Source organism: Pseudomonas sp. NBRC 100443 (assembly GCF_030268185.1).
Lineage (GTDB): Bacteria > Pseudomonadota > Gammaproteobacteria > Pseudomonadales > Pseudomonadaceae > Pseudomonas > Pseudomonas citronellolis.
In genome coordinates this window covers 39,664-60,217 of record NZ_BSQE01000031.1, presented here as the reverse complement: position 1 = coordinate 60,217, position 20,554 = coordinate 39,664, and the positions used below count along the sequence as shown (strand labels likewise).

General features: G+C 68.0%; 23 protein-coding genes and 1 tRNA gene. 11 read left to right on the top strand and 13 right to left on the bottom strand.

The features are described from left to right. Positions 1–88 precede the first annotated feature (88 nt). A complete protein-coding gene (locus tag QSJ95_RS29425; protein ID WP_009621564.1) occupies positions 89–409 on the top strand; it encodes a hypothetical protein in 321 nt (106 codons plus the stop codon). Positions 410–1,509: 1,100 nt separating this feature from the next. Here the strand turns inward: QSJ95_RS29425 and greB are convergent. Genes greB through QSJ95_RS29410 form a run of 3 tightly spaced genes read right to left on the bottom strand, consistent with a single transcriptional unit; the run spans position 1,510 to position 5,234 of the window. Beyond that, on the bottom strand, positions 1,510–2,007 hold the full coding sequence (greB, locus tag QSJ95_RS29420; protein ID WP_285647165.1) for a transcription elongation factor GreB: 498 nt from the start codon (positions 2,005–2,007) through the stop codon (positions 1,510–1,512). Between the two features lie 37 nt (positions 2,008–2,044). Then, positions 2,045–4,537, bottom strand: a complete 2,493-nt coding sequence (locus QSJ95_RS29415) for an ABC transporter permease (protein ID WP_285647188.1) — start codon at positions 4,535–4,537, stop codon at positions 2,045–2,047. Positions 4,538–4,550: 13 nt separating this feature from the next. Continuing rightward, positions 4,551–5,234 carry an ABC transporter ATP-binding protein gene (locus QSJ95_RS29410; protein WP_061561154.1) on the bottom strand — a complete coding sequence of 228 codons (684 nt, stop codon included), beginning with the start codon at positions 5,232–5,234 and terminating at the stop codon, positions 4,551–4,553. 10 nt (positions 5,235–5,244) lie between these two features. On the opposite strand from QSJ95_RS29410, the gene QSJ95_RS29405 reads away from it, so the two are divergent. The 3 genes from QSJ95_RS29405 (at position 5,245) to QSJ95_RS29395 (ending at position 7,251) form a co-directional block, all read left to right on the top strand. After that, positions 5,245–5,850, top strand: coding sequence for an arylesterase (locus QSJ95_RS29405; RefSeq protein WP_058488971.1), 606 nt, complete (start codon positions 5,245–5,247; stop codon positions 5,848–5,850). A gap of 71 nt (positions 5,851–5,921) precedes the next feature. Then, on the top strand, positions 5,922–6,200 hold the full coding sequence (locus QSJ95_RS29400; protein ID WP_009623507.1) for a hypothetical protein: 279 nt from the start codon (positions 5,922–5,924) through the stop codon (positions 6,198–6,200). A 76-nt stretch (positions 6,201–6,276) separates the two neighbouring features. Further along, entirely contained in the window at positions 6,277–7,251 is a 975-nt protein-coding gene (locus QSJ95_RS29395; RefSeq protein WP_009623505.1) for a L,D-transpeptidase family protein, read from the top strand. A gap of 127 nt (positions 7,252–7,378) precedes the next feature. Here the strand turns inward: QSJ95_RS29395 and oprI are convergent, their stop codons facing one another. After that, the gene (oprI, locus tag QSJ95_RS29390) at positions 7,379–7,630 is read right to left on the bottom strand and encodes an outer membrane lipoprotei OprI (protein ID WP_024128796.1); all 252 of its coding nucleotides are present in this window, start codon (positions 7,628–7,630) and stop codon (positions 7,379–7,381) included. Positions 7,631–8,038: 408 nt separating this feature from the next. Further along, positions 8,039–8,128, bottom strand: a tRNA-Ser gene (locus QSJ95_RS29385). A gap of 161 nt (positions 8,129–8,289) precedes the next feature. Between QSJ95_RS29385 and earP the strand changes: the two genes are divergently transcribed. Continuing rightward, on the top strand, positions 8,290–9,420 hold the full coding sequence (earP, locus tag QSJ95_RS29380; protein ID WP_285647163.1) for an elongation factor P maturation arginine rhamnosyltransferase EarP: 1,131 nt from the start codon (positions 8,290–8,292) through the stop codon (positions 9,418–9,420). A 43-nt stretch (positions 9,421–9,463) separates the two neighbouring features. Then, the gene (efp, locus tag QSJ95_RS29375; protein ID WP_009623501.1) at positions 9,464–10,030 is read left to right on the top strand and encodes an elongation factor P; all 567 of its coding nucleotides are present in this window, start codon (positions 9,464–9,466) and stop codon (positions 10,028–10,030) included. A gap of 503 nt (positions 10,031–10,533) precedes the next feature. Here efp and QSJ95_RS29370 read toward each other — a convergent pair. The 4 genes from QSJ95_RS29370 to QSJ95_RS29355 all read right to left on the bottom strand — a co-directional run bounded on the left by QSJ95_RS29370 (position 10,534) and on the right by QSJ95_RS29355 (position 13,626). Next, positions 10,534–11,553: an alpha/beta hydrolase gene (locus tag QSJ95_RS29370; RefSeq protein ID WP_285647161.1), complete on the bottom strand. Its 1,020-nt coding sequence runs from the start codon at positions 11,551–11,553 to the stop codon at positions 10,534–10,536. Between the two features lie 27 nt (positions 11,554–11,580). Then, complete coding sequence (locus QSJ95_RS29365) at positions 11,581–12,009, bottom strand: organic hydroperoxide resistance protein (RefSeq protein WP_009623499.1); 429 nt, start codon at positions 12,007–12,009, stop codon at positions 11,581–11,583. Positions 12,010–12,156: 147 nt separating this feature from the next. Then, complete coding sequence (locus QSJ95_RS29360; RefSeq protein ID WP_285647159.1) at positions 12,157–12,609, bottom strand: MarR family winged helix-turn-helix transcriptional regulator; 453 nt, start codon at positions 12,607–12,609, stop codon at positions 12,157–12,159. 45 nt (positions 12,610–12,654) lie between these two features. Continuing rightward, positions 12,655–13,626, bottom strand: coding sequence for a LysR family transcriptional regulator (locus tag QSJ95_RS29355; RefSeq protein WP_285647158.1), 972 nt, complete (start codon positions 13,624–13,626; stop codon positions 12,655–12,657). Positions 13,627–13,728: 102 nt separating this feature from the next. Here QSJ95_RS29355 and QSJ95_RS29350 point away from each other — a divergent pair, with 102 nt between their 5' ends. Beyond that, positions 13,729–14,469, top strand: a complete 741-nt coding sequence (locus QSJ95_RS29350; protein ID WP_061561159.1) for a sulfite exporter TauE/SafE family protein — start codon at positions 13,729–13,731, stop codon at positions 14,467–14,469. Positions 14,470–14,475: 6 nt separating this feature from the next. Here the strand turns inward: QSJ95_RS29350 and QSJ95_RS29345 are convergent, their stop codons facing one another. Continuing rightward, positions 14,476–15,330 carry a LysR substrate-binding domain-containing protein gene (locus QSJ95_RS29345; protein ID WP_285647157.1) on the bottom strand — a complete coding sequence of 285 codons (855 nt, stop codon included), beginning with the start codon at positions 15,328–15,330 and terminating at the stop codon, positions 14,476–14,478. Between the two features lie 97 nt (positions 15,331–15,427). Between QSJ95_RS29345 and QSJ95_RS29340 the strand changes: the two genes are divergently transcribed. The 3 genes from QSJ95_RS29340 to QSJ95_RS29330 all read left to right on the top strand — a co-directional run bounded on the left by QSJ95_RS29340 (position 15,428) and on the right by QSJ95_RS29330 (position 17,453). Then, complete coding sequence (locus QSJ95_RS29340) at positions 15,428–15,661, top strand: DUF1127 domain-containing protein (RefSeq protein ID WP_009623489.1); 234 nt, start codon at positions 15,428–15,430, stop codon at positions 15,659–15,661. Positions 15,662–15,696: 35 nt separating this feature from the next. Next, positions 15,697–16,167 carry a DUF3291 domain-containing protein gene (locus QSJ95_RS29335; RefSeq protein ID WP_285647155.1) on the top strand — a complete coding sequence of 157 codons (471 nt, stop codon included), beginning with the start codon at positions 15,697–15,699 and terminating at the stop codon, positions 16,165–16,167. 62 nt (positions 16,168–16,229) lie between these two features. Next, positions 16,230–17,453 carry a winged helix-turn-helix domain-containing protein gene (locus QSJ95_RS29330; RefSeq protein WP_285647154.1) on the top strand — a complete coding sequence of 408 codons (1,224 nt, stop codon included), beginning with the start codon at positions 16,230–16,232 and terminating at the stop codon, positions 17,451–17,453. Positions 17,454–17,456: 3 nt separating this feature from the next. Here QSJ95_RS29330 and uspL read toward each other — a convergent pair whose 3' ends face one another. Beyond that, complete coding sequence (uspL, locus tag QSJ95_RS29325; RefSeq protein ID WP_009623480.1) at positions 17,457–18,320, bottom strand: universal stress protein UspL; 864 nt, start codon at positions 18,318–18,320, stop codon at positions 17,457–17,459. Positions 18,321–18,499: 179 nt separating this feature from the next. On the opposite strand from uspL, the gene QSJ95_RS29320 reads away from it, so the two are divergent. Beyond that, the gene (locus tag QSJ95_RS29320; RefSeq protein ID WP_285647152.1) at positions 18,500–19,105 is read left to right on the top strand and encodes a MiaE family protein; all 606 of its coding nucleotides are present in this window, start codon (positions 18,500–18,502) and stop codon (positions 19,103–19,105) included. A gap of 418 nt (positions 19,106–19,523) precedes the next feature. On the opposite strand, the gene QSJ95_RS29315 is transcribed toward QSJ95_RS29320, so the two are convergent. After that, positions 19,524–19,733 carry a YgdI/YgdR family lipoprotein gene (locus tag QSJ95_RS29315; RefSeq protein WP_285647150.1) on the bottom strand — a complete coding sequence of 70 codons (210 nt, stop codon included), beginning with the start codon at positions 19,731–19,733 and terminating at the stop codon, positions 19,524–19,526. Positions 19,734–19,806: 73 nt separating this feature from the next. Further along, positions 19,807–20,550: a UDP-2,3-diacylglucosamine diphosphatase gene (gene lpxH, locus QSJ95_RS29310; protein ID WP_064582584.1), complete on the bottom strand. Its 744-nt coding sequence runs from the start codon at positions 20,548–20,550 to the stop codon at positions 19,807–19,809. Between the last annotated feature and the right edge of the window lie 4 nt (positions 20,551–20,554).

Sequence of the window (20,554 nt, the reverse complement as noted above, 5' to 3'; positions counted from 1 at the left end):
CTCAGGGGCATCGAAATACCGCTAAAGCGCTGGTTCGGTGTGCCTCTCGCCGCGTCCAGCAGGACCCCAGAGGCGGAGACATGATACCATGACCTGTCCCAATCCCCAGGTGCGCCTGGCCCCCATCACCACCGGCCTGTTGCGGCGCAACCCGCGCATCCTGCTGTGCGGCCACCACCAGCCCACCCTGGTTCGCTACCTTGAAGGCTGGCCGAAGCGCTGGCAGGGCTCGCGCACTTTCCTTATCCAGTTCGCCGCCGACCTCGCGGAAATCGCCCGCTTCCCCCGCGACCATTTCGACTTCGCCGTGATCCAGTCGCCGCGCGCCGAGGAACTGCAGCCGCTGGTCCACGAGCTGACCCGCGTCGCCCGCCAGGGGCTGATCACCCGCCGGCCGCCGGTGTTCTGAGGGGGGCGATAGCCGGAACCACCGGCGCGATTCGTGGATGAGATCCGCTCCTACGCTGCCCCGCCCGCGCCATTCCCTTGTAGGAGCGCGCCCTGCGCGCGAAATCGCGGGCAGGCCTGCGGCCCCCTCACCCTAACCCTCTCCCGGAGGGAGAGGGGACCGTTCGGAGTGCGTTGGTGTTTCGGCGTTAGCCGGCTAGTACAGGGATTGCCGGCTGAAACCAGGCCCTCTCTCGGCACGGACTAGCTCCCTCTCCCTCCGGGGGAGGGCTGGGGTGAGGGGAAAGCCCGCTCCTACAGGTTGCACGGCATTCCCCCGTAGGAGCGGACCTTGTCCGCGATAGCCGGACGTTCCGGCGCGATTCGCGGATGAGATCCGCTCCTACGCTGCCCCGCCCGCGCCATTCCCTTGTAGGAGCGCGCCCTGCGCGCGAAATTGCGGGCAGGCCTGTGGCCCCCTCACCCTAACCCTCTCCCGGAGGGAGAGGGGACCGTTCGGAGTGCGTTGGTGTTTCGGCGTTAGCCGGCTAGTACAGGGATCGCCGGCTGAAACCAGGCCTCCTCTCGGCACGGCCTGGCTCCCTCTCCCTCCGGGAGGGGACCGTTCGGAGTGCGTTGGTGTTTCGGCGTTAGCCGGCTAGCACAGGGATCGCCGGCTGAAACCAGGCCTCCTCTCGGCACGGACTAGCTCCCTCTCCCTCCGGGAGGGGACTGTTCGGAGTGCGTTGGTGTTTCGGCGTTAGCCGGCTAGCACAGGGATCGCCGGCTGAAACCAGGCCTCCTCTCGGCACGGACTAGCCCCCTCTCCCTCCGGGAGAGGGCTGGGGTGAGGGGAAAGCCCGCGCGCCGATGCCATTCCCCTGTAGGAGCGCGCCCTGCGCGCGATTCGCGGGCAGGGCCCGCTACAGGTTGCACGGTATTCCTCCCCCCGTAGGAGCAACTGTCTTGCGCCGAGGTGCTCTTCGTAGGATGGGTTGAGCTTGCGAAACCCATGCGGTTGCGCTGATGGGTATCGCTTCGCTCAACGCCATCCTACGAAAAGCCGTGCTTCCTGGGACCGTAGGAGGGGGCCTTGTCAGCGATTACACCGCGGGGCTTAGCTCAGGGATAGTCGATCTTGACCACGAACCAGAGCTTCTCGCCCGCCGGTGTGCGCACCACTACCTCGGCGTCCAGTTCCTTGCCCACCAGGGCGCGGGCCAGGGGCGAGTCGATGCTGATCTGGTTGCTGCGCAGGTCCAGTTCGTCCGGGCCGACGATGCGGTAGCGGGCCTGTTCGCCGTCCTCGTCCTCCAGCGTCACCCAGGCGCCGAAGTAGACCTTGTTCGGGTCGCCCGGGCGGTCGCGCACCACCTTGAGGTTCTCCAGGCGCTTGCGCAGGAAGCGCACGCGGCTGTCGATCTCGCGCAGCATCTTCTTGCCGTAGATGTACTCGGCGTTCTCCGAGCGGTCGCCGAGCGCGGCCGCCTCGCTCACCGCCTGGGTCACCTGGGGGCGGCGCACGTTCCACAGTTCGTGCAGTTCGGCGCGCAGGCGCGCCTCGCCTTCGGGGGTGATCAACGGGGTTCCGGCGGTGCGCGGCGGGCGATAGCGGCTCATGGGGTTCCGGCTGTGGCTGGGCAGGCCAGGAAGTCTATCAGCCTTCGCGGAGCAGGCGCAGCGGGCTCAGGGTCAGCGCCCGGCGCGTGCCGAACAGCCCGGCGCCGCCCACCAGCAACGCGCCCAGCAGCGGCAGGCCGAGCAGCCAGGGGTGTGGATGCCAGGGCAGCTGGAACACCAGGCTGTAGAGCAGGTAGCTGATCAGCTCGCAGCCCAGGGCCGCCAGCACGCCGCTTACCGCGCCGAGCAGGGCGAACTCGCTGCGCCGGGTGCGTTGCAGTAGCTCGCGCTCGGCGCCCAGGGCGCGCAGCAGGGCGCCCTGGCGCAGGCGCTCGTCGAGGGTGGCCTGCAGGCCGGCGAAGAGCACCACGAAGCCGGCGGCGAGGACGAACACCAGCACGTATTCCACCGCCAGGGTGACCTGGTCGAGGATGCTGCGCAGCTGCGCCAGCAGCACGTCCACCGGCAGCAGGGTGACGGTGGGGAAGGCGCGGGCCAGCTCGATGGCGCTGCGCTGGTCGCTGGCGGGCAGGTAGAAGCTGGTCAGGTAGGTCACCGGCAGGTCGGCGAGGGTGCCGGGCTGGAAGACCATGAAGAAGTTCGGCTGGAAGTTGTCCCACTTCACCGAGCGCAGGCTCTGCACCTGCACCTCGCGGGTCTGCCCGGCGACGTTGAAGCTCAGGCGGTCGCCGAGCTTGATGCCGAGGTTGCCGGCGAGCTTTTCCTCCACCGAGACGCCGGGCAGTTCGCCGGCCGGCGCGTCGCCCCACCAACGCCCGGCCACCAGTTGGTTGCCGGCGGGCAGCTTCTGTGACCAGGTCAGGCCGAGGTCGCGCTGCAGGGCGCGCTCGCTGCGCACGTCTTCGCTGAGCGTCTGCACCGGCTGGCCGTTCACCGCCACCAGGCGGCCGGGGACCATGGGGAACAGCCCTTCGGCGTTGGGCGAGACCTGGCGCACGCGGGCTTCGAAGGCGTCCTTTTCCGCCGGCAGGATGTTCAGGGCGAAATAGTTGGGCGCGTTGGCCGGCAACTGGGCGTGCCAGGTGTCCAGCAGTTCGCCGCGCAGCAGGGCGATCAGCGCCATGGCCAGCAGGATCAGGCCGAAGGCCAGGCTTTGCCCGGCGGCGGCCAGCGGGTGGCGCAGCAGCTGGCCCAGGCCCAGGCGCCAGGGCAGGCTGGCGCGCGACAGCAGGCGGCGCAGGCCGTTCAGGGCGAGCAGCAGCAGGGCACCGAGAATGGCCGCGGCGACCACGCCGCCGCCCAGCAGGGCCAGGGTCAGGCGCAGGTCCAGGCTCAGCCGCCACATGATCAGGCCCAGCGCCAGCAGCGCGCAGCCGTAGGCCAGCCAACTGCGCATGGGCACCGGCAGCAGGTCGCTGCGCAGCACCCGCAGCGGCGGCACCCGGCCCAGGGCGGCCAGCGGCGGCAGGGCGAAACCGGCGAGGGCGACCAGGCCGGTGGCCACGCCGGCCAGCGCCGGCACCGGCCCGGCCGGCGGAATCTGCGGCGGCAGCAGGTCGCCCAGCAGCGTCACCAGGCCGAGCTGCGCCAGGTAGCCGAGCGCCGCGCCCAGCAGGCTGGCGGCCAGGCCCAGGCTGAACAGCTGCAGGCCATAGAGCAGCAGTGCTTCGCGGCGCGTCAGGCCCAGGCAGCGGAGCAGGGCGCTGGCGTCGAAGCGGCGGGCGGCGAAGCGGTTGGCCGAGAGCGCCACCGCCACGCCGGCGAGGAGGATGGCCGCCAGGCTGGCCAGGTTCAGGTAGCGCTCGGCGCGTTCCAGGGCGTCGCCGATCTGGCGGTTGCCGTGGTGCGCGTCGAGCAGCCGCTGGTTCGCCGCAAGCCCCGGCTCCACCGCGCGGCGGTAGGCCTGCAGGGCCTGGCCGTCGCCTTCCCAGAGGTCGCGGTAGCGCACCCGGCTGCCGGGCTGGACCACGCCGGTGACCTCCAGGTCGTGCAGGTTCATCATGACCCGCGGGGTGAGGCTGTAGAAGTCGCCGGCGCGGTCCGGTTCGTAGGTCAGCACGCGGGCGATGCGCAGGGCCTGGCGGCCGATCTCGATGCTGTCGCCGACCTTCAGGTCGAGGCTGGTGAGCAGCCGCGACTCCACCCAGACCTCGCCGGATTGCGGCCGGCCGCCGGCGCGTTCCGGTTCCAGGGGCGCCGCCGCGCTCTTCAGCTCGCCGCGCAGCGGGTAGCTGTCGTCCACCGCCTTGACGCTGCTCAGCTGGATGCCCTGGTCGGTGGCGATGACGCTGGAGAACTCGACGCTGTAGGCGTGCTTCAGGCCCAGGCGGTTGCCGCTGTCGATCTGCTCCGGCGCGGCCGGCTGGGTGCCGCTGAGGACCAGGTCGGCGCCGAGGAATTCCGAGGCGCGCACCAGCATGGCGCCGTTCAATCGCGCGCTGAAGTAGCCGATGGCGGAGCTGGCGGCCACCGCCACCAGCAGGGCGAAGAACAGCACGCGCAGCTCGCCGCTGCTCCACTCGCGCAGCAATTGGCGCAGGGCCAGGCCGAACAGGCGCGACAGCGGCAGCGATTTCATCGGCTCAGGGCTCCGCGTGGTCGATCAGGTGGCCGCTTTCCAGGCGGATCTGCCGCTGGCAGCGGTGCGCCAGGCGCTCGTCGTGGGTGACCAGGACCAGGGTGGTGCGGCGCTCGCGGTTGAGTTCGAAGAGCAGGTCGCTGATGCGCTCGCCGGTGGTGCTGTCGAGGTTGCCGGTGGGCTCGTCGGCGAACAGCACGTCGGGTTCGGCGGCGAAGGCGCGGGCGATGGCAACGCGCTGCTGCTCGCCGCCGGAGAGCTGGCGCGGGTAGTGGGTCAGGCGCTGGCCCAGGCCGACGCGCTCGAGCAGGGTGCGGGCGCGCTCGCGGGCGTCGCTGCGGCCCTCCAGTTCCAGCGGCAACATGACGTTCTCCAGGGCGTCAAGGCTGTCGAGCAACTGGAACGACTGGAAGACGAAGCCGACGTGGGCGGCGCGCACCCGCGCGCGCTGGTCCTCGTCGAGCTCGCCCAGGCGGTGCCCGGCCAGTTCCACGCTGCCGCCGCTGGGCTCGTCGAGCCCGGCCAGCAGGCCGAGCAGGGTGGACTTGCCGGAGCCGGAACTGCCGACGATGGCCAGGCTGTCGCCGCGCTGCAGGGCCAGGGAGAGGTCGTGGAGGATGGTCAGCTCGCCTTCCGCGCTGGGAACGACCTTGCTAAGGTTGCGCGCGGTGAGAATGCTTTCGCTCATGGAGGGTCCGATGCGTGCATGGCTATCGAGCGTCTGCCTGGCGTTGCTGCTGGTCGCCCAGCAAGCCGCGGCGCAGACGCTGCTGGTCGTCGGCGATAGTATCAGCGCCGGTTTGGGGGTGGATACCGGCCGCGGCTGGGTCAGCCTGCTGGAACAGCGGCTGAAGGACGAGGGGTTCGACTACCGGGTGGTCAACGCCTCGGTCAGCGGGGACACCAGCGCCGGTGGCCTGGCGCGCCTGCCGGCGCTGCTTTCCGGGGAGAAGCCCAGCGTCGTGGTGATCGAGCTGGGCGGCAACGACGGCCTGCGCGGGCAGGCGCCGCAGCAATTGCAACAGAATCTTGCTTCGATGGTCGCGGCCTCGCGCCAGGCCGGGGCCAAGGTGCTGTTGCTGGGCATGCGCCTGCCGCCCAACTATGGTGAACGCTATACCCAGGCTTTCGCCCGGGTGTTCCAGCAGGTCGCCGAGCAGGGCGGGGTGCCGCTGGTGCCGTTCTTCCTCGACGGCGTTGGCGGCGTGCCGCAGATGATGCAGGCCGACGGCATCCATCCGGCCGTGGCCGCGCAGCCGCGCCTGCTGGAGAACGTCTGGCCGCAGCTCAAGCCGCTGCTCTGATCGCCGGGCTGTCGGAAGGCTTCCCCGCGCGGGGGCTTTCCGCTATGTTTGCGCACCCTTCAGGAGCCGCCATGTCCCGCCCCGCCTGGACCCTCTTCGCCTACCAGCTGATCGAACCCGATTCCCAGCTCGATCTGTTCGCCTGCCGCGAGGTGCGCGTGCATCTCGTCGCCCGGCAGCTGGAGCTCGGCTCCCCCGCGGACCGCACCCTGTGCGGCGGCCTGCTGCCGGCGCAACCGCTCTGGCGCGAGGCCCGGCGACCGCAGCTGCGCGACCGGCGGCTGTGCCCGGAATGCCTGAAACGCCTGGAACAGGAAAAACGCGGGCAACGATTTTCCTGGGTATTGTGAACTCTCCCGGAAAATAGGGTCTGAGTGGTACACTACCGCCCCCTCTGTCAACTGTGCTCTCGCCAAGGATCTCCGGATGTTGTCGCGTGTTATCGCCGCCTGCTCGCTGTCTTTTGCCGCGCTGCTCTCGGCCGGCCCCGTTTCCGCCCTCGAGCTGCCGCTGCCGGCGCCCGGCGAGGATATCGTCGGCCAGGTGCAGGTCATCAAGGCCAAGTACGAAGACACCTTCGCCGACCTCGGCCAGACCTATGACCTGGGCTACCAGGAGATGCTCGCCGCCAACCCGGGCGTCGACGCCTGGCTGCCCGGCGTGGGCACCGAGGTCATCATCCCGACGCGCTTCATCCTGCCGCCGGGCCCGCGCGAAGGCATCGTGATCAACATCGCCGAGTACCGCCTGTACTACTTCCCCAAAGGCAAGAACGTGGTCTACACCTACCCGCTGGGTATCGGCCGCGAGGGCTGGGGCTCGCCCATCGCCCACACCAGCATCGTCGCCAAGACCAAGGACCCGGCCTGGTACCCGCCGGCGTCGATCCGCGCCGAGCACGCCGCCGACGGCGACCCGCTGCCGACCGTGGTGCCGCCGGGGCCGGACAACCCGCTGGGCCCGTTCAAGATGTCGCTGGGCGTTCCCGGCTACCTGATCCACGGCTCGAACAAGAAGTTCGGCATCGGCACCCGCACCAGCCACGGCTGCTTCCGCATGTACAACGGCGACGTGACCGAGCTGTTCCCGATGGTGCCGGTGGGCACTTCGGTGCGCATCATCAACGAGCCGTACAAGTTCGGCCGCAGCGAAGGCAAGATCTACCTCGAGGCCCATACGCCGATCGACGACCACGGCAATCCCTCGGTCGTGGACAAGCACACCGCGGTGATCAACGCGCTGCTCAAGCGCGAAGACATCGCCAACCAGATGCAGATGGACTGGAACGTGGTGCGCGAAGTGGTGGCCGCCGAAGACGGCCTGCCGGTGGCCATCGCCATGCCGCAGCAGCCCGGTTCCTCGGTGGCTGCCAGCGAGAACACCACCGTGCAGATGCCCTGACGCCTGCGCCGTTGTGCCGAGCCCGCCGACCGCAAGGTCCGCGGGCTTTTCATTGCCTAGGAGAAAGTCCGGGCAATAAAAAAGCCGACCTCGAGAGGTCGGCTTTTCGAACAGATCCGAGGATCTATTACTTGCGGCTGGCTTTGTCCAGCATACGCAGAGCGCGCTCGTTAGCCTCGTCAGCAGTCTGCTGGGCTTTCTGAGCAGCGGCCAGAGCTTCGTCAGCGTGACGATAGGCTTCGTCAGCGCGGGCTTGGGCACGGGCAGCGGCGTCTTCAGTAGCGGTCAGACGGGCTTCGGTTTCTTTCGAGTGGCTGCTGCAACCGGTGGCCAGAACAGCAGCCAGAGCCAGAGCAGAGAATTTCAGAACGTTGTTCATCGTGTTCCCCTTAAGGTGGACATTTCCATTAAAGCAATTCCCCATGGGACTGGGAAATTAGCCGGACTACATAGTACTCATTACTTGTAGTAAGTAAACTGACCAAGCGCAAGTACGGCACTTTTTTTTCATGCCGGGCCTGCTTGAACTCTTAATTGCCCGGTAGTTGTGCAAAAAATGTGCAAGTGTCCGCGACTGCCCTACAGCGGGGCTGTTGGGAGGAGCCGAGGCGAGGGCGGAATATCCGAGTATAGACGTCCGAAGTAATGCTAAAACGCGATAGGACGAAAGTCTGCTGGGAACTAATGGCGACTAACTGTGTCGCCAATTGCAAGGGTGCATTGCGAGTGCAACGCGCTGGAACGAAAAAGCCCGGCTAACTTCATCAGTCAGCCGGGCTTTTTGATCTGGCGGTGAGGGAGGGATTCGAACCCTCGATACGGTTTCCCGTATACACACTTTCCAGGCGTGCTCCTTCAACCGCTCGGACACCTCACCAGGGTTTCGACAGCGCTGTGTCTGTCGAGGCGCGCACTTTACTCAAAGGTTTTCCGAAAGGCAAATGTTTTTTCAACGGATTCATCGGCTTAAGGACGTCGAGGGGAAACCGGGGCGGCCCGCCTTGCTAAACTGGCGGCTTCCTTCCAAAGGCGAGTGCGATGGCGAGCTGGGACATCTTCTGCTGCGTGGTGGACAACTATGGCGACATCGGCGTGACCTGGCGCCTGGCGCGCCAGCTCGCCGGCGAGCATGGCCAGGCGGTGCGCCTGTGGGTGGACGACCTGAATGCCTTCGCGCGGCTGTGCCCCGGGGCCGATCCGGCGCTGCCCGGCCAGCGCCAGGCGGGCGTCGAAGTCCGCCACTGGCCCGCGCGCTGGGAAGACACGCCGGCCGCCGACGTAGTTATCGAGGCATTCGCCTGCCCATTGCCGCCGGCTTATGTGGCGGCCATGCGCGAGCGCGCCGTGGCGCCGCTGTGGCTGAACCTGGAGTACCTCAGCGCCGAGGACTGGGTGGCTGCCTGCCACGGCCTGCCTTCGCTGCAGGCCAACGGCCTGCAGAAGTACTTCTATTTCCCCGGGGTGCAGCCGGGCGTCGGCGGCCTGCTGCGGGAGGCGGGGCTGATCGAGCGGCGCCGGGCCTTCCAGGCGGACGACGCCAGCCGCCGGGCATTCCTGGCCTCCCTTGGCGTGGAAGTGGAGGGTAGGGAGCGTCTGATTTCCCTGTTCGCCTACGAGAACCCGGCGCTGGCGTCCTGGCTGGACGCGCTGGCGCAAGACGCGCAGCCGACGCTGCTGCTGGTGCCGGAAGGGCGCGTGCTGGGCGATGTCGCCGACTGGCTGGGCCTGCCGGGACTGGCGCCGGGCGACCGCCATCGGCGCGGCAACCTGCGCCTGCAGGTATTGCCGTTCGTCCGCCAGGAGGACTACGACCTGCTGCTGTGGAGCTGCGACCTCAACGCGGTGCGCGGCGAGGATTCCTTCGTCCGCGCGCTCTGGGCGGGGCGGCCATTCGTCTGGCACATCTATGAGCAGGAGGAGGGCGTGCACCTGGAGAAGCTGGACGCCTTCCTCTCTATCTATACCCAGGGCATGGAGCCCGGGCTCGAGGCTGCCCTGCTGGCCTACTGGCACGCCTGGAACGGCCTTGGCGATGCGGCGACGGCCTGGGCGGCGCTGCAGCAGCGGGCCGGAGCCTGGCGGGAATGGGCGCTGCGCTGGAGCGAAAAGCATGCCGCACAGCCGGATCTCGCCGCGGGGCTGGTGCGTTTTTATACAAATTGGCTATGATACGTCCCCTGTTTTTTGTCTCCAATCCAAATCGGATATTCGTATGAAAACCGCTCAAGAGTTCCGCGCAGGCCAGGTTGCCAACATCAACGGCGCCCCCTGGGTCATCCAGAAGGCCGAGTTCAACAAGTCCGGCCGTAACAGCGCCGTCGTCAAGATGAAGCTGAAGAACCTGCTGACCGGCGCCGGCACCGAGACCGTGTTCAAGGCCGATGACAAGCTGGAACCGATCATCCTCGACCGCAAGGAAGTGACCTACTCCTACTTCGCGGACCCGCTGTACGTCTTCATGGACAACGAGTTCAACCAGTACGAGATCGAGAAGGGCGACCTGGAAGGCGTGCTGACCTTCATCGAAGACGGCATGACCGACGTCTGCGAAGCGGTTTTCTACAACGACAAGGTGATCTCCGTCGAACTGCCGACCACCATCGTTCGTGAAATCGTCTACACCGAGCCGGCTGTTCGCGGCGACACTTCCGGCAAGGTCATGAAGACCGCCCGCCTGAAGAACGGTGCCGAGCTGCAGGTTTCCGCGTTCTGCGAAATCGGCGACTCCATCGAGATCGATACCCGCACCGGCGAGTACAAGTCCCGCGTCAAGGCTTGAGCCTTCGCGTGATGTGAAACAGCCCGGCAGATGCCGTAGAGCTTTTCACTCAAGAAAGAATGCCGTTTCTCTTTCTGGGAGAAACGGCATTTTTTCATTCGCGAACTCCCCGCCACGCAGGCCCGAACCAGGCGCCCCCGGGCGTAGGAGCAACTGTCTTGCCGGCTGCGCCAAGGTGCGCCTCAACGCATGGGTTGAGCCTTGGCGAAACCCATGCGGTCCAGGTGATGGGTATCGCTTCGCTCAACGCCATCCTACGGGTCTTGTGTTTGCCGGAGGGGGTAGGAGCGGACCCTGCCCGCGATTCGCTCCCCTTGTAGGAGCGCGCCCTGCGCGCGAATCGCGGGCAGGGCCCGCTCCTACAAGTTGCCGGGAAGGACTCCGTCCGCGATTGGAACCACCGGCCACGCCGGACGCCCCGGTGGCACGAACTGCCCCCTCTCCCTTCGGGAGAAGGCTGGGGTGAGGGGGCAGATGCCGGGTCTTTTCGGTTCTGGCGCGGGTTACTTCAGGTGCGCCTTCAACTCCTCGCCGGCCTGGCGCATGGCGGCCTGCACGGCGGGCACCTTGGCCAGCGGGTTGAGCAGGCCGTAGTCGTGGATCATGCCGTTGTAGCGCGTGGCGGTGACGGCCACGCCGGCGGCGTCCAGCTTACGGGCGTAGGCTTCGCCTTCGTCGCGCAGCACGTCGAACTCGGCGGTCTGCACCAGTGCCGGCGGCAGGCCCTTCAGTTGCTCGGTGCTGGCGCGCAGCGGCGAGGCGTAGATCTCGGCGCGCTGCTTGGCGTCGGTGGTGTAGCTGTCCCAGAACCACTGCATCATCGGCTTGGTGAGGAAGTGCCCCTGGGCGAACTGGCCGTATGAGCCGGTCTCGAAGCTGGCGTCGGTCACCGGCCACAGCAGGGCCTGGAAGCGCAGCTTGGGCGTGCCCTTGTCCTTGGCCATCAGCGCGACCACCGCGGCCATGTTGCCGCCGACGCTGTTGCCGGCCACCGCCAGGCGCGCGCCATCGACGTCGATTTCCTTGCCGTGCTCGGCCACCCACCTGGTGGCGGCGTAGGCCTGGTTGATCGCCACCGGGTAGTGGGCCTCGGGGGAGGGCGTGTAGTCGACATACACCGCCACCGCGCCGGAGTTCACCACCAGGTCGCGGATCAGCCGGGCGTGGGTCGGGTAGTCGCCCAGCACCCAGCCGCCGCCATGGAAGAACATGAAAGCGGGCAGGGTTCCCTTGGCACCTGCCGGGCGGACGATGGTCAGCTTGATGCGCTGGCCGTCTGCCTGGATGGTCTTCTCGCTGACGTTGGTGCCGGAAAGGTCGACCTTCACCGAGGCCTGGGCGCCGCTCAGTACCGCGCGGGCGTCTTTCGGCGACAGGGTTTCCAGAGGTTTGCCGCCGCCGGCCTGCAGGGCTTCGAGGAAGGCCTGGGTGTCGTGCTGCACGCCGGGGCTGCCGGCGGCGAAGGCGTTACCGACGGCCAGGGCGAGCAGACCGCCTGCGAGGGTTTTGCTGAGCGCTTTCATGTTCGGGGTCTCCTTGGGCTGCGTGGGTCAGACGGCGATGTTCAGGCGCACGTCGATGTTGCCGCGGGTGGCGTTGGAGTACGGGCAGACCTGGTGGGCCGCGGCCACCAGTTCCTCGGCGACGGCGCGCTCCAGGCCCGGCAGGGCAATGTTCAGTTCCACTTCCAGGCCGAAGCCGCCGGGGATCTGGCCGATGCCGACCTTGCCGGTGATGGAGGCGTCGGCGGGCAGTTGACGCTTGCTCTGGCTGGCGACGAACTTCAGCGCGCCGATGAAGCAGGCCGAGTAGCCGGCGGCGAAGAGCTGTTCGGGGTTGGTCGCGGCGCCGCCCTGGCCGCCCAGTTCGCGCGGGGTGGTCAGTTTCACGTCGAGGTTGCCGTCGGAAGAGACGGCGCGGCCGTCGCGGCCTCCGGTCGCGGTGGCAGTGGCGGTGTAGAGGGCTTTGATGGTTTGCATGGCGGTGTCTCCGGATGTCTGTTTGTTCGTTAAAATTTTGCGCACTAACTAAATGCGTGAGACAGAAGTTAGCCCTGTGTTATTTTGCGCGCAAGATATTTATTGGAAGAATTCGCGATAAGGTATTCGCGATCCTGGAATAAGCGCCTAGTCCGAGACTTGCAGGCTGCCGCGCAGGTCCACCAGTTCGTTCTTCAGCCTGCCTAGTTCTTCGAGGGACAGGCCGCTGGCGGCGAGGATGCAGGCCGGGATGCTCTCGGCCTGCTGGCGCAGCTCCCGGCCCTTGTCGGTCAGGCGCAGTTCGACCACCCGCTCGTCGCTTGCGCTGCGCTTGCGGGTGATCAGGCCTTCGCCTTCCAGACGCTTGAGCAGCGGGGTGAGGGAGCCGGGGTCGGTGAGCATGCGCGCGCTGATCTCGCCGACGGTGATGCCGTCCTGTTCCCAGAGCACCAGCATGGCGATGTACTGCGGGTAGGTCAGGCCCAGTTGCTGGAGCAGGGGCTTGTACACCTTGGTCATCTGCAGCGAGGTGGAGTAGAGGGCGAAGCACAGCTGGTTGTCGAGCTTGAGCGATTCGCAGGCGTCCTTGGGTTGGCTCATGACGGGCCTCCGAATAGATGATTGCGCCTTAATTTAGCGCGCTGGCTATTTCTTCGCCAGTTCCTTGTCTGCCAGGTGCGCGGCGAGGGCGCTGTCCCAGGGTGGCGGGAAGCCGAAGCGCTCGACGAGGAAGGCCAGCAGGCGCTGGCTGCGCGGGTGGGTGCCGCGCTCCAGGCGCAGGGCGTGGATGCCGCCCGGTTCGGCTTCCGGCAGGCCCTGTTCGCAGAACAGCGGCTGCAGTTCGCCGTGCACCAGGTATTCGCTGCACAGCCAGGTTGGCAGGTGAGCCACGCCTAGCCCCTGCAAGGCGCCTTCGACCAGGGTTTCCGCGTTGTTGGCGGTCAGCCGCAGGCGCCGTGGGCGCAGGTGCTGCAGGCGCCCGTCGACGGCGAAGCGCCAGGCCAGCGGCGGCGCCAGGCCTTCCCAGTCCAGGCCGACGTGCTCGGGCAACTGCAGCGGCGAGCGCGGCCGGCCGTGGCGGGCCAGGTAGTCGGCGCTGGCGCAGACGATGCGGCGCATGGGCGCCAGCGGCGTGGCCACCAGGCGGCTGTCCGGCAGCGGGCCGATGCGTAGCACCAGGTCGACCTGGCCGAGGTTGTCGCCCTGCAGGTCGGTGAAGCTGTCGATCAGGCGCAGCTGTACGTCCAGGCCGGGGTTGGCCTTGAGGAAGTCGGCGATGGCCGGTGCCAGGTGGCGGCGGCCGAAGGGCACGGGCGCGTCGATGCGGATCAGGCCTTCGGGCGCGGTGCTCAGCGACACCGCCTCGGCGCGGGCCTGGCGCAGTTCCTCGACTATGCGCCGGGCGCGCTCGGCGAAGGCCAGGCCCGCCGGCGTGGCGCGCACCACGTGGGTGCTGCGGGCCAGCAGCGGGCTGCCGAGGCCGCGTTCGAGGGCATCCATGCGTCGCGCCACCGCCGAGGGCGTGAGCTGGCGCAGGCGCGCGGCGGCGGAAAAGCTGCCGCTGTCGAGTACGTCGAGGAACAGGTCCAGTTGGTCTTCCAGGGCGGTCGGGGTCATGGTGCTTGCCTATGCGTAAAGCGCAAAGCCATTGTGCTGGGCTTTGCGTTTCCCATCCAGCGGCGGTTTTCTAGCATGGCCTCGACGTATTTGGAGGTTCGCATGCTGGAGATGGGGCTGGATTTCGTCCTGGGGTTGGTCCTGGGTTGCCTGGGCGGGTTGTTCGGCATCGGCGGCGGCCTGCTGGCGATCCCGGCGCTGGGCGTGCTGTTCGGCCTCGACCAGCAACTGGCCCAGGGCACGGCATTGGTGATGGTGGTGCCCAACGTGCTGCTGGCGCTGCGCCGTTATCACCAGCGCAATCGCATCGATCCCGGCCAGGCGGCGGTGCTTGCGGTGACCGGCCTGCTCTGCGCCTTTCTCGCCTCCAGCCTGGCGCTTCGTATCGACGCGGCGCACATGCGCACGGCCTTCGTGGTGTTCCTGCTGGCCCTGGCCGGCTACCTGCTGCTGCGCCAGCGCAGCGAGGCGCAGCCGCGCGAGGAAACACCGGGGCTGCCCTGGTTCGCCGCCCTCGGCCTGGGCGCGGGCTCCCTGGGCGGGCTGTTCGGTGTGGGCGGCGGCGTGCTGGCCACGCCGGTGCTGACTTCGCTGTTCGGCTTCACCCAGGTGGTGGCCCAGGGGCTGGCCCTGGCGTTGGCCGCGCCGAGCACCGCGGTGGCGCTGGGCACCTATGCGCTGCATGGCCACGTCGACTGGCGCATGGGCGCTTGCCTCGCGGCCGGCGGCCTGCTGAGCATCTCCTGGGGCGTGAAGCTGGCCCACGCGCTGCCCGAGCGCGCCCTGCGCTTCGCCTTCAGCCTGTTCCTGGTAGTTTGCGCGCTGCTTCTGCTGCGCCAGTGAGCCGGCTCAGGTGGCGAAGCCTTCGACGATGTAGTCGGCCAGCTTGTCGGTGACCGGCGACTGCCGCGCCGGGTTGCGCAGCAGCACGATGCTCGCCGAGGGCAGGGCCGGCAGGCCTTCCTCCTCGCCGATGATGCGCAGGTTGCCGGTGAGCAGGCTGCGCAGCTGGGCGGTGACCGCCAGGCCCGCGCTGGCCACGGCGAACAGCGCCGAGAGGCTGGGGCTGCTGTAGGCGATGCGGTAGTCGATCTCCAGCGCTTCCAGGGCGTTGCAGGCCCAGGCGCGGCAGAAGCAGGTGGTGTTGAACATCGCCAGCGGCAGTGGGCGCTGCTCCTGCGGGCAGAAGCTTTCCGCGGCCATCCAGACGAAGGGCTCCTGGCGCAGCAACTGGCCGATCTCGGTGCCCGGCTCGCGGGTGACTATGGTCAGGTCCAGGTCCTTGCGGGTGAGCAGTTGCGAGGAGCTCTCGCAATGCACTTCCACCTGCACCAGCGGGTAGGCCTGGGCGAAGCGCGAGAGGATTTCCGGGAGGAAGCGCATCACGTAGTCGTCCGGCGTGCCGATGCGCACCGCGCCGACCATGTGCGGCTGGCGCAGGGTGTTGAACACCTCGCCCTGCAGCCGCAGGATGCGCCGCGCATAGCCCAGCAGCACCTGGCCCTCGGGCGTCAGGCGTACCTGGCGGCCGTCGCGCTCGAACAGGGTGCGTTCCAGCACGTCTTCCTCCAGGCGCTTCATCTGCATGCTCACCGCCGACTGGGTGCGGTTGACCATCTCTGCGGCGCGGGTGAAGCCGCCGTGATCGGCGATGGCGACGAAGGTGCGCAGCAGTTCGCTGTCGATGCTGGGGAAGGTGCTCATACATCAATCTCCAAGATGGGATGCATAAGAATGATTCGTTGGATTGATCTTATGCCCGGCGCGAGACTGGCGCCAACCCCACAGGGAGGACGACACGATGAAAGCGCAATTCGGTTTCGTGATGACACCCTCGGCATTCACCCGCCGGCACGCCGGAGCGGCCTTCTGGCAGCGCCTGCTGGGCCGCATCCGCCGCTGGCGGGAACTGGCCCGGCAGCGCGAGCAGTTGGCCAGGCTCAGCGATGCGGCGCTCAAGGACATCGGCCTGAGCCGTGCCGACATCCTGCAGGAGGCGGAAAAGCCCTTCTGGATCGATCACCTGCGTCGCTGAACCCCTTCTATCCGCACGAGCACAAGGAAAGGCCCATGCCGCACCGCTACCACCTGGCCCAGGTCAACATCGCCCGGGCCAGGGCCCCTCTCGACCACCCGCTGATGCAGGATTTCGTCGACCAGCTGGCGCCCATCAACGCCCTGGCCGAGGCCAGCCCCGGCTTCATCTGGCGCCTGCAGGACGAGGCGGGCGACGCCACCGGCGTCCAGGCCTTCGCCGACCCGCGGATCATCGTCAACCTGTCGCTCTGGGAATCCCTGGATGCGTTGCGCGACTATGTCTATGGCGGCGAGCACCTGAGCGTGCTGCGCCGGCGCAAGGACTGGATGGAGAAGCTGCCGGGGCCGAGCCTGGCGCTCTGGTGGCTGCCAGCCGGGCAACTGCCGACCTTGGCCCAGGCCCGCGCGGCCTTGCAGCGCCTGGCCGAGCACGGGCCGAGCGCCGAAGCCTTCAGCATCGCCCGGCCGTTCCCCGCGCCCAGCGCGCAAGCCCTGCCGGCCTGATGTCGGCGTTGGCGGCTTTGGCGTAGGATCGAGGGCTTCGATCCAGCCAGCAGGAAGCGCCCATGACCGACAGCCTGTCCCTCAAGCAAGCCCGCCGCCTGGCCCTGGCGGCCCAGGGCTTCGCCAGCCGGCGGCCGCGCAGCCAGGTGCAGCGCCGGCACCTGCAGCAGGTGCTGGAACGCCTGGGCGTGCTGCAGATCGACTCGGTCAACGCCCTGACCCGCTCGCACTACCTGCCGCTGTTCTCGCGCCTGGGCAGCTACCCGCAGGCCCTGCTGGACGAGGCGGCCTGGAGCGCCGGGCGACACCGGCGGATGTTCGAGTACTGGGGCCACGAGGCGTCCCTGCTGCCGCTGGAACTCTATCCGCTGATGCGCTGGCGCATGCGCCGCGCGGCCGTGGGGCAGGGCATCTACAAGCAACTGGCGCGCTTCGGCGAGGAACGCCGCGAGGTGATCGAGCGCGTGCTGCAGGCGGTGCGCGAGCAGGGCGCCCTGGGCGCCGGCAGCCTGACCACCCGCAGCGAGCGGGCCGGCCCCTGGTGGGACTGGAGCGACGAGAAGCACGCCCTGGAATGGCTGTTCGCCGCCGGCGAGGTGACGGTGGCCGGGCGCCGAGGTTTCGAGCGGCTGTATGACCTGCCGGAACGGGTGCTGCCCGCCGCCGTGCTGGATGCGCCCGAACTGGAGGCCGAGCAGGCCCAGCGCGGCCTGCTGCTGCATGCCGCCAACGCCCTGGGCGTGGCCAGCGAGACCGACCTGCGCGACTACTTCCGCCTGGAGCCGGCGGACAGCAAGGCTCGCCTGGCCGAACTGGTCGAGGCCGGCGCGCTGCGCCAGGTGCGCGTGCAGGGCTGGTCGCAGGCGGCCTACGTCGCCGGCGAACCAGTCATTCCGCGCAAGGTGGCGGCCAGCGCGCTGCTGTCGCCCTTCGACTCCCTGGTGTGGGAACGCGCCCGCACCGAGCGGCTGTTCGACTTCCGCTACCGCCTGGAGATCTACACCCCGCAGCACAAGCGGGTCTACGGCTACTACGTGCTGCCCTTCCTGTTCGGCGAACGCCTGGCGGCGCGCATCGACCTGCGCGCCGAGCGGGCGGCGGGGCGCCTGGCGGTCCATGCCGTGCACGAGGAGCAGCGGCCGCTGGGCGAGGAGGGGATGCTGGCGCTGGCCGGCCAGTTGCGCGAGATGGCCACCTGGCTGGGCCTTGAGGATGTGCACGTGAACTGCCGCAAGGCGGAGGGCGTCCGCCTGCGGGCGCTGCTCGGCGCCGGGGCTGGCGCCTAGCTATCAGGCCTTGGCCGCCAGCTCGTCGAGGTGGGCGATGACTTCGTCCGGCTTGAGCACCAGCACGTCGCTTTCCAGAGCATCGAGCACCACCTCGGCGGTGTTGCCGATCAGCGCGCCGGAGAAGCCGGTGCGCGCCACGGTGCCGATCACCGTCACCGCCGCGTCCAGCTGGTGCGCGGTACGCGGGATGAGCACGTCGGCCGGGCCTTCCTCGATGTGCAGGTGCTGGTCGTCCACCCCGTACTCGGCCTGGAACGCCTTGCAGGCCTCGCGGTAGCGGGCTTCGATGGTCTCGCTGAGCTGGAAGGTCGGGTCGGCGGCGGACAGCATCGGCGAGGGGTGGGCGCTGATCACGTGCAACTGGCCGTGGGTCAGCCCGGCGATGTCGTAGGCGTGGCTGACGATATTGGCGTGCAGCGCGTGGTGCTCGGCGTCGTTGTTGCCGACGTCGACCGCGGCGAGGATGTTGCGCCCGGCCCAGGGCGTGGCGCTCTTCACCAGCAGCACGGGAGCGGGGCAGTAGCGCAGCAGCTTCCAGTCGTCGGGGGTGAGCAGCGCCTTCTTCAGCGGGCTGTCGGGGTGGTGCTGCTTGACCACCAGGCCGCAGCCCTCGGCCTGCTGCTCGGCGATGATGGTGGCGTGCAGGCTGTCGTGCCAGGCCTGCCGGCAACTGCTGCTGTAGCCTTCCTCGCGCAGGCTGGCGGTCAGCTCCTCCAGCCGGGCGCCGGCGTCGCCTTGCTTGCTGCAGGCCAGCAGGTGCAGGTGGGATTGAGTGACGCTGGCGATCAGCTTGGCGCGCTTGAGCGCCAGGCCGTCGGGCTGGTCGGGGGCCACTACTACGAGAATGCTGCGGATGGCTTGCATGGTCGTCTCCCTTGGCACTTGCCGTTGCTTTGCAGCAACTGTAGACGCGATCCGGCCGCGCGGTTCTTGAGGTGCATCAAGTGTGGCGCTGGCCGTGCGCCGCTGCATTCGTATAATGCTCCGCCTTTGGCCGCCGGCGAACCCTTTTGCGCGGCGGCGATGAGTGACTGGAGCCCGTCATGTTGTCCGAAATCCGCGAATTCCTCGGTTGCGCCACGCCCGATGCCTGGGTCGAGGCCGCGTTGCGGGACCAGGAAGTGCTGCTGATCGACCACAAGAACAACGAGTTCAAGGCCGCCAGCACCGCCCTGGCGCTGATCGCCAAGTACAGCGCCCACGAGGAACTGGTGAACTTCATGTCGCGCCTGGCGCGCGAGGAACTGCGCCACCACGAGCAGGTGCTGGCGATCCTCAAGAAGCGCGGCATCGCCCTGCGGCCGATCTCCGCCGGCCGCTACGCCTCGGGCCTGCGCGCGGCGGTGCGCAACCACGAGCCGCACAAGCTGGTCGACACCCTGATCGTCGGCGCCTTCATCGAATGCCGCAGCTGCGAGCGATTCGCCGCCCTGGTCGACCACCTGGATGCGGACCTGGCGAAGTTCTATGGTTCGCTGCTCAAGTCCGAGGCGCGGCACTTCCAGGGATACCTGGCATTGGCGCGGCGGTATGGCGACGAGGCCGATATCCAGCGGCGGGTGGAGGATATTCGTGAGGTTGAGGCGGCTCTCATCAGTTCGCCGGATGGGGAGTTCCGCTTTCATAGCGGTGTGCCGCGGGTGGCTTGAGGCCTTTGGCTTCCAGGTTGGGGTGAAGGGGCTCGGTGCTACCGGATAACCCAGCGTGGCCGGCGGGCCCAATCGCGGACGGAGTCCGCTCCTACACCTCCGGGAAAGCACGGTTTTTCGTAGGATGGCGTTGAGCGAAGCGATACCCATCACCATGGCCCGATGGGTTTCGCAAGCTCAATCCATCCGTTGAGGCGCACCCCGGCGCAGTCGGCAAGACAGTTGCTCCTACCTCACCGGCAAACACGACGCCGCGTAGGATGGTGTTGAGCGAAGCGATACCCATCATCACGACCGCATGGGTTTCGCCAAGGCTCAACCCATCCTACGAAGAGCGTCTCGGTGCAGCCGGCAAGACAGTTGCAAAGCACGGGCGTCCGCGATTGGTGGATAACGCCCCATGCAATGGGGGGCGCCTTCAGCGCTCGATGATCTGCCGAATCTGCGACTGCGGAATCATCTGCTCCTTGCCCTCGGCATCCTCGAAGCGAATCATCCCGCTGGCCTTGTCCAGCTTCGGCTTGTTGTCGGTAGTGATCATCTGGCCATCGGCAGTGCTGATGATGTACTCGCTGGAGCAACCGGCGAGGGCGAGCAGGCAAGCGGCGAGCAGCAGGTATTTTTTCATGGCGATCCCGGACGATGCGGCTATGGATGGATTGAGCATAGCTGCTGGCCCGGGGCCATGAAGTTGATCCGCGTCAGTGGCCGGACGGCCCCGCTTCGAGACTGAAGGGCGCCTGGTGCAGGCCGTTGGCGTCGGCCTGCAGGGCCCAGCCTTGACGGTCCCAGTCGCCGAGGACGATGCGCCGGGCCGGCTGGCCGTCGAGCTGCAACTCGTGCACCGCCGGGCGATGGGTGTGGCCGTGGATCAGGGTGCGCACGCCATGCTGGCGCATGACCTTGAGCACCTCGTCCGGCGTCACGTCGACGATCTCGCTGGCCTTCATGCGCGTCTGCGCGCGGCTTTCCTTGCGCAGCTTGCGCGCCAACTGGTGGCGCCTGGAAAGCGGCAGGTTGCGCAGGATGAACAGCGAGACCGGATTGCGTAGCCAGCGGCGCAGCTTCATGTAGCCGACGTCCAGGGTGCACAGGCTGTCGCCGTGCATCAGCAGCACCTTCTCGCCGTTCAGGCGGATCACGCTGGGGTCGCGCAGCAGGGTGCAGCCGGCTTCGCGGCAGAACGCCTTGCCGATCAGGAAGTCGCGGTTGCCGTGCATCAGGTAGATGCGCGTGCCGCTGTCGGCCAGTTCGCGCAGGGCGCGGGCGATGGAGTGCTGGAACTCGTCCATGCCGTCGTCGCCGATCCAGGCCTCGAAGAAGTCGCCGAGGATGTAGAGCGCTTCGGCCTGGCGGGCGCGGCTGCGGAGGAAATGCAAGAACGCCCGGGTGATGTCCGGGCGTTCCGCTTCCAGATGCAGGTCCGAGATGAACAGGACGCTCATCGAC

Excerpts from the sequence above, each read along its gene's own strand:
- QSJ95_RS29425 (WP_009621564.1), top strand. The coding sequence starts at position 89 with ATGACCTGTCCCAATCCCCAGGTGCGCCTGGCCCCCATCACCACCGGC.
- greB (WP_285647165.1), bottom strand. The coding sequence starts at position 2,007 with ATGAGCCGCTATCGCCCGCCGCGCACCGCCGGAACCCCGTTGATCACC.
- QSJ95_RS29410 (WP_061561154.1), bottom strand. The coding sequence starts at position 5,234 with ATGAGCGAAAGCATTCTCACCGCGCGCAACCTTAGCAAGGTCGTTCCC.
- QSJ95_RS29405 (WP_058488971.1), top strand. The coding sequence starts at position 5,245 with ATGCGTGCATGGCTATCGAGCGTCTGCCTGGCGTTGCTGCTGGTCGCC.
- QSJ95_RS29400 (WP_009623507.1), top strand. The coding sequence starts at position 5,922 with ATGTCCCGCCCCGCCTGGACCCTCTTCGCCTACCAGCTGATCGAACCC.
- QSJ95_RS29395 (WP_009623505.1), top strand. The coding sequence starts at position 6,277 with ATGTTGTCGCGTGTTATCGCCGCCTGCTCGCTGTCTTTTGCCGCGCTG.
- oprI (WP_024128796.1), bottom strand. The coding sequence starts at position 7,630 with ATGAACAACGTTCTGAAATTCTCTGCTCTGGCTCTGGCTGCTGTTCTG.
- earP (WP_285647163.1), top strand. The coding sequence starts at position 8,290 with ATGGCGAGCTGGGACATCTTCTGCTGCGTGGTGGACAACTATGGCGAC.
- efp (WP_009623501.1), top strand. The coding sequence starts at position 9,464 with ATGAAAACCGCTCAAGAGTTCCGCGCAGGCCAGGTTGCCAACATCAAC.
- QSJ95_RS29370 (WP_285647161.1), bottom strand. The coding sequence starts at position 11,553 with ATGAAAGCGCTCAGCAAAACCCTCGCAGGCGGTCTGCTCGCCCTGGCC.
- QSJ95_RS29365 (WP_009623499.1), bottom strand. The coding sequence starts at position 12,009 with ATGCAAACCATCAAAGCCCTCTACACCGCCACTGCCACCGCGACCGGA.
- QSJ95_RS29360 (WP_285647159.1), bottom strand. The coding sequence starts at position 12,609 with ATGAGCCAACCCAAGGACGCCTGCGAATCGCTCAAGCTCGACAACCAG.
- QSJ95_RS29355 (WP_285647158.1), bottom strand. The coding sequence starts at position 13,626 with ATGACCCCGACCGCCCTGGAAGACCAACTGGACCTGTTCCTCGACGTA.
- QSJ95_RS29350 (WP_061561159.1), top strand. The coding sequence starts at position 13,729 with ATGCTGGAGATGGGGCTGGATTTCGTCCTGGGGTTGGTCCTGGGTTGC.
- QSJ95_RS29345 (WP_285647157.1), bottom strand. The coding sequence starts at position 15,330 with ATGAGCACCTTCCCCAGCATCGACAGCGAACTGCTGCGCACCTTCGTC.
- QSJ95_RS29340 (WP_009623489.1), top strand. The coding sequence starts at position 15,428 with ATGAAAGCGCAATTCGGTTTCGTGATGACACCCTCGGCATTCACCCGC.
- QSJ95_RS29335 (WP_285647155.1), top strand. The coding sequence starts at position 15,697 with ATGCCGCACCGCTACCACCTGGCCCAGGTCAACATCGCCCGGGCCAGG.
- QSJ95_RS29330 (WP_285647154.1), top strand. The coding sequence starts at position 16,230 with ATGACCGACAGCCTGTCCCTCAAGCAAGCCCGCCGCCTGGCCCTGGCG.
- uspL (WP_009623480.1), bottom strand. The coding sequence starts at position 18,320 with ATGCAAGCCATCCGCAGCATTCTCGTAGTAGTGGCCCCCGACCAGCCC.
- QSJ95_RS29320 (WP_285647152.1), top strand. The coding sequence starts at position 18,500 with ATGTTGTCCGAAATCCGCGAATTCCTCGGTTGCGCCACGCCCGATGCC.
- QSJ95_RS29315 (WP_285647150.1), bottom strand. The coding sequence starts at position 19,733 with ATGAAAAAATACCTGCTGCTCGCCGCTTGCCTGCTCGCCCTCGCCGGT.
- lpxH (WP_064582584.1), bottom strand. The coding sequence starts at position 20,550 with ATGAGCGTCCTGTTCATCTCGGACCTGCATCTGGAAGCGGAACGCCCG.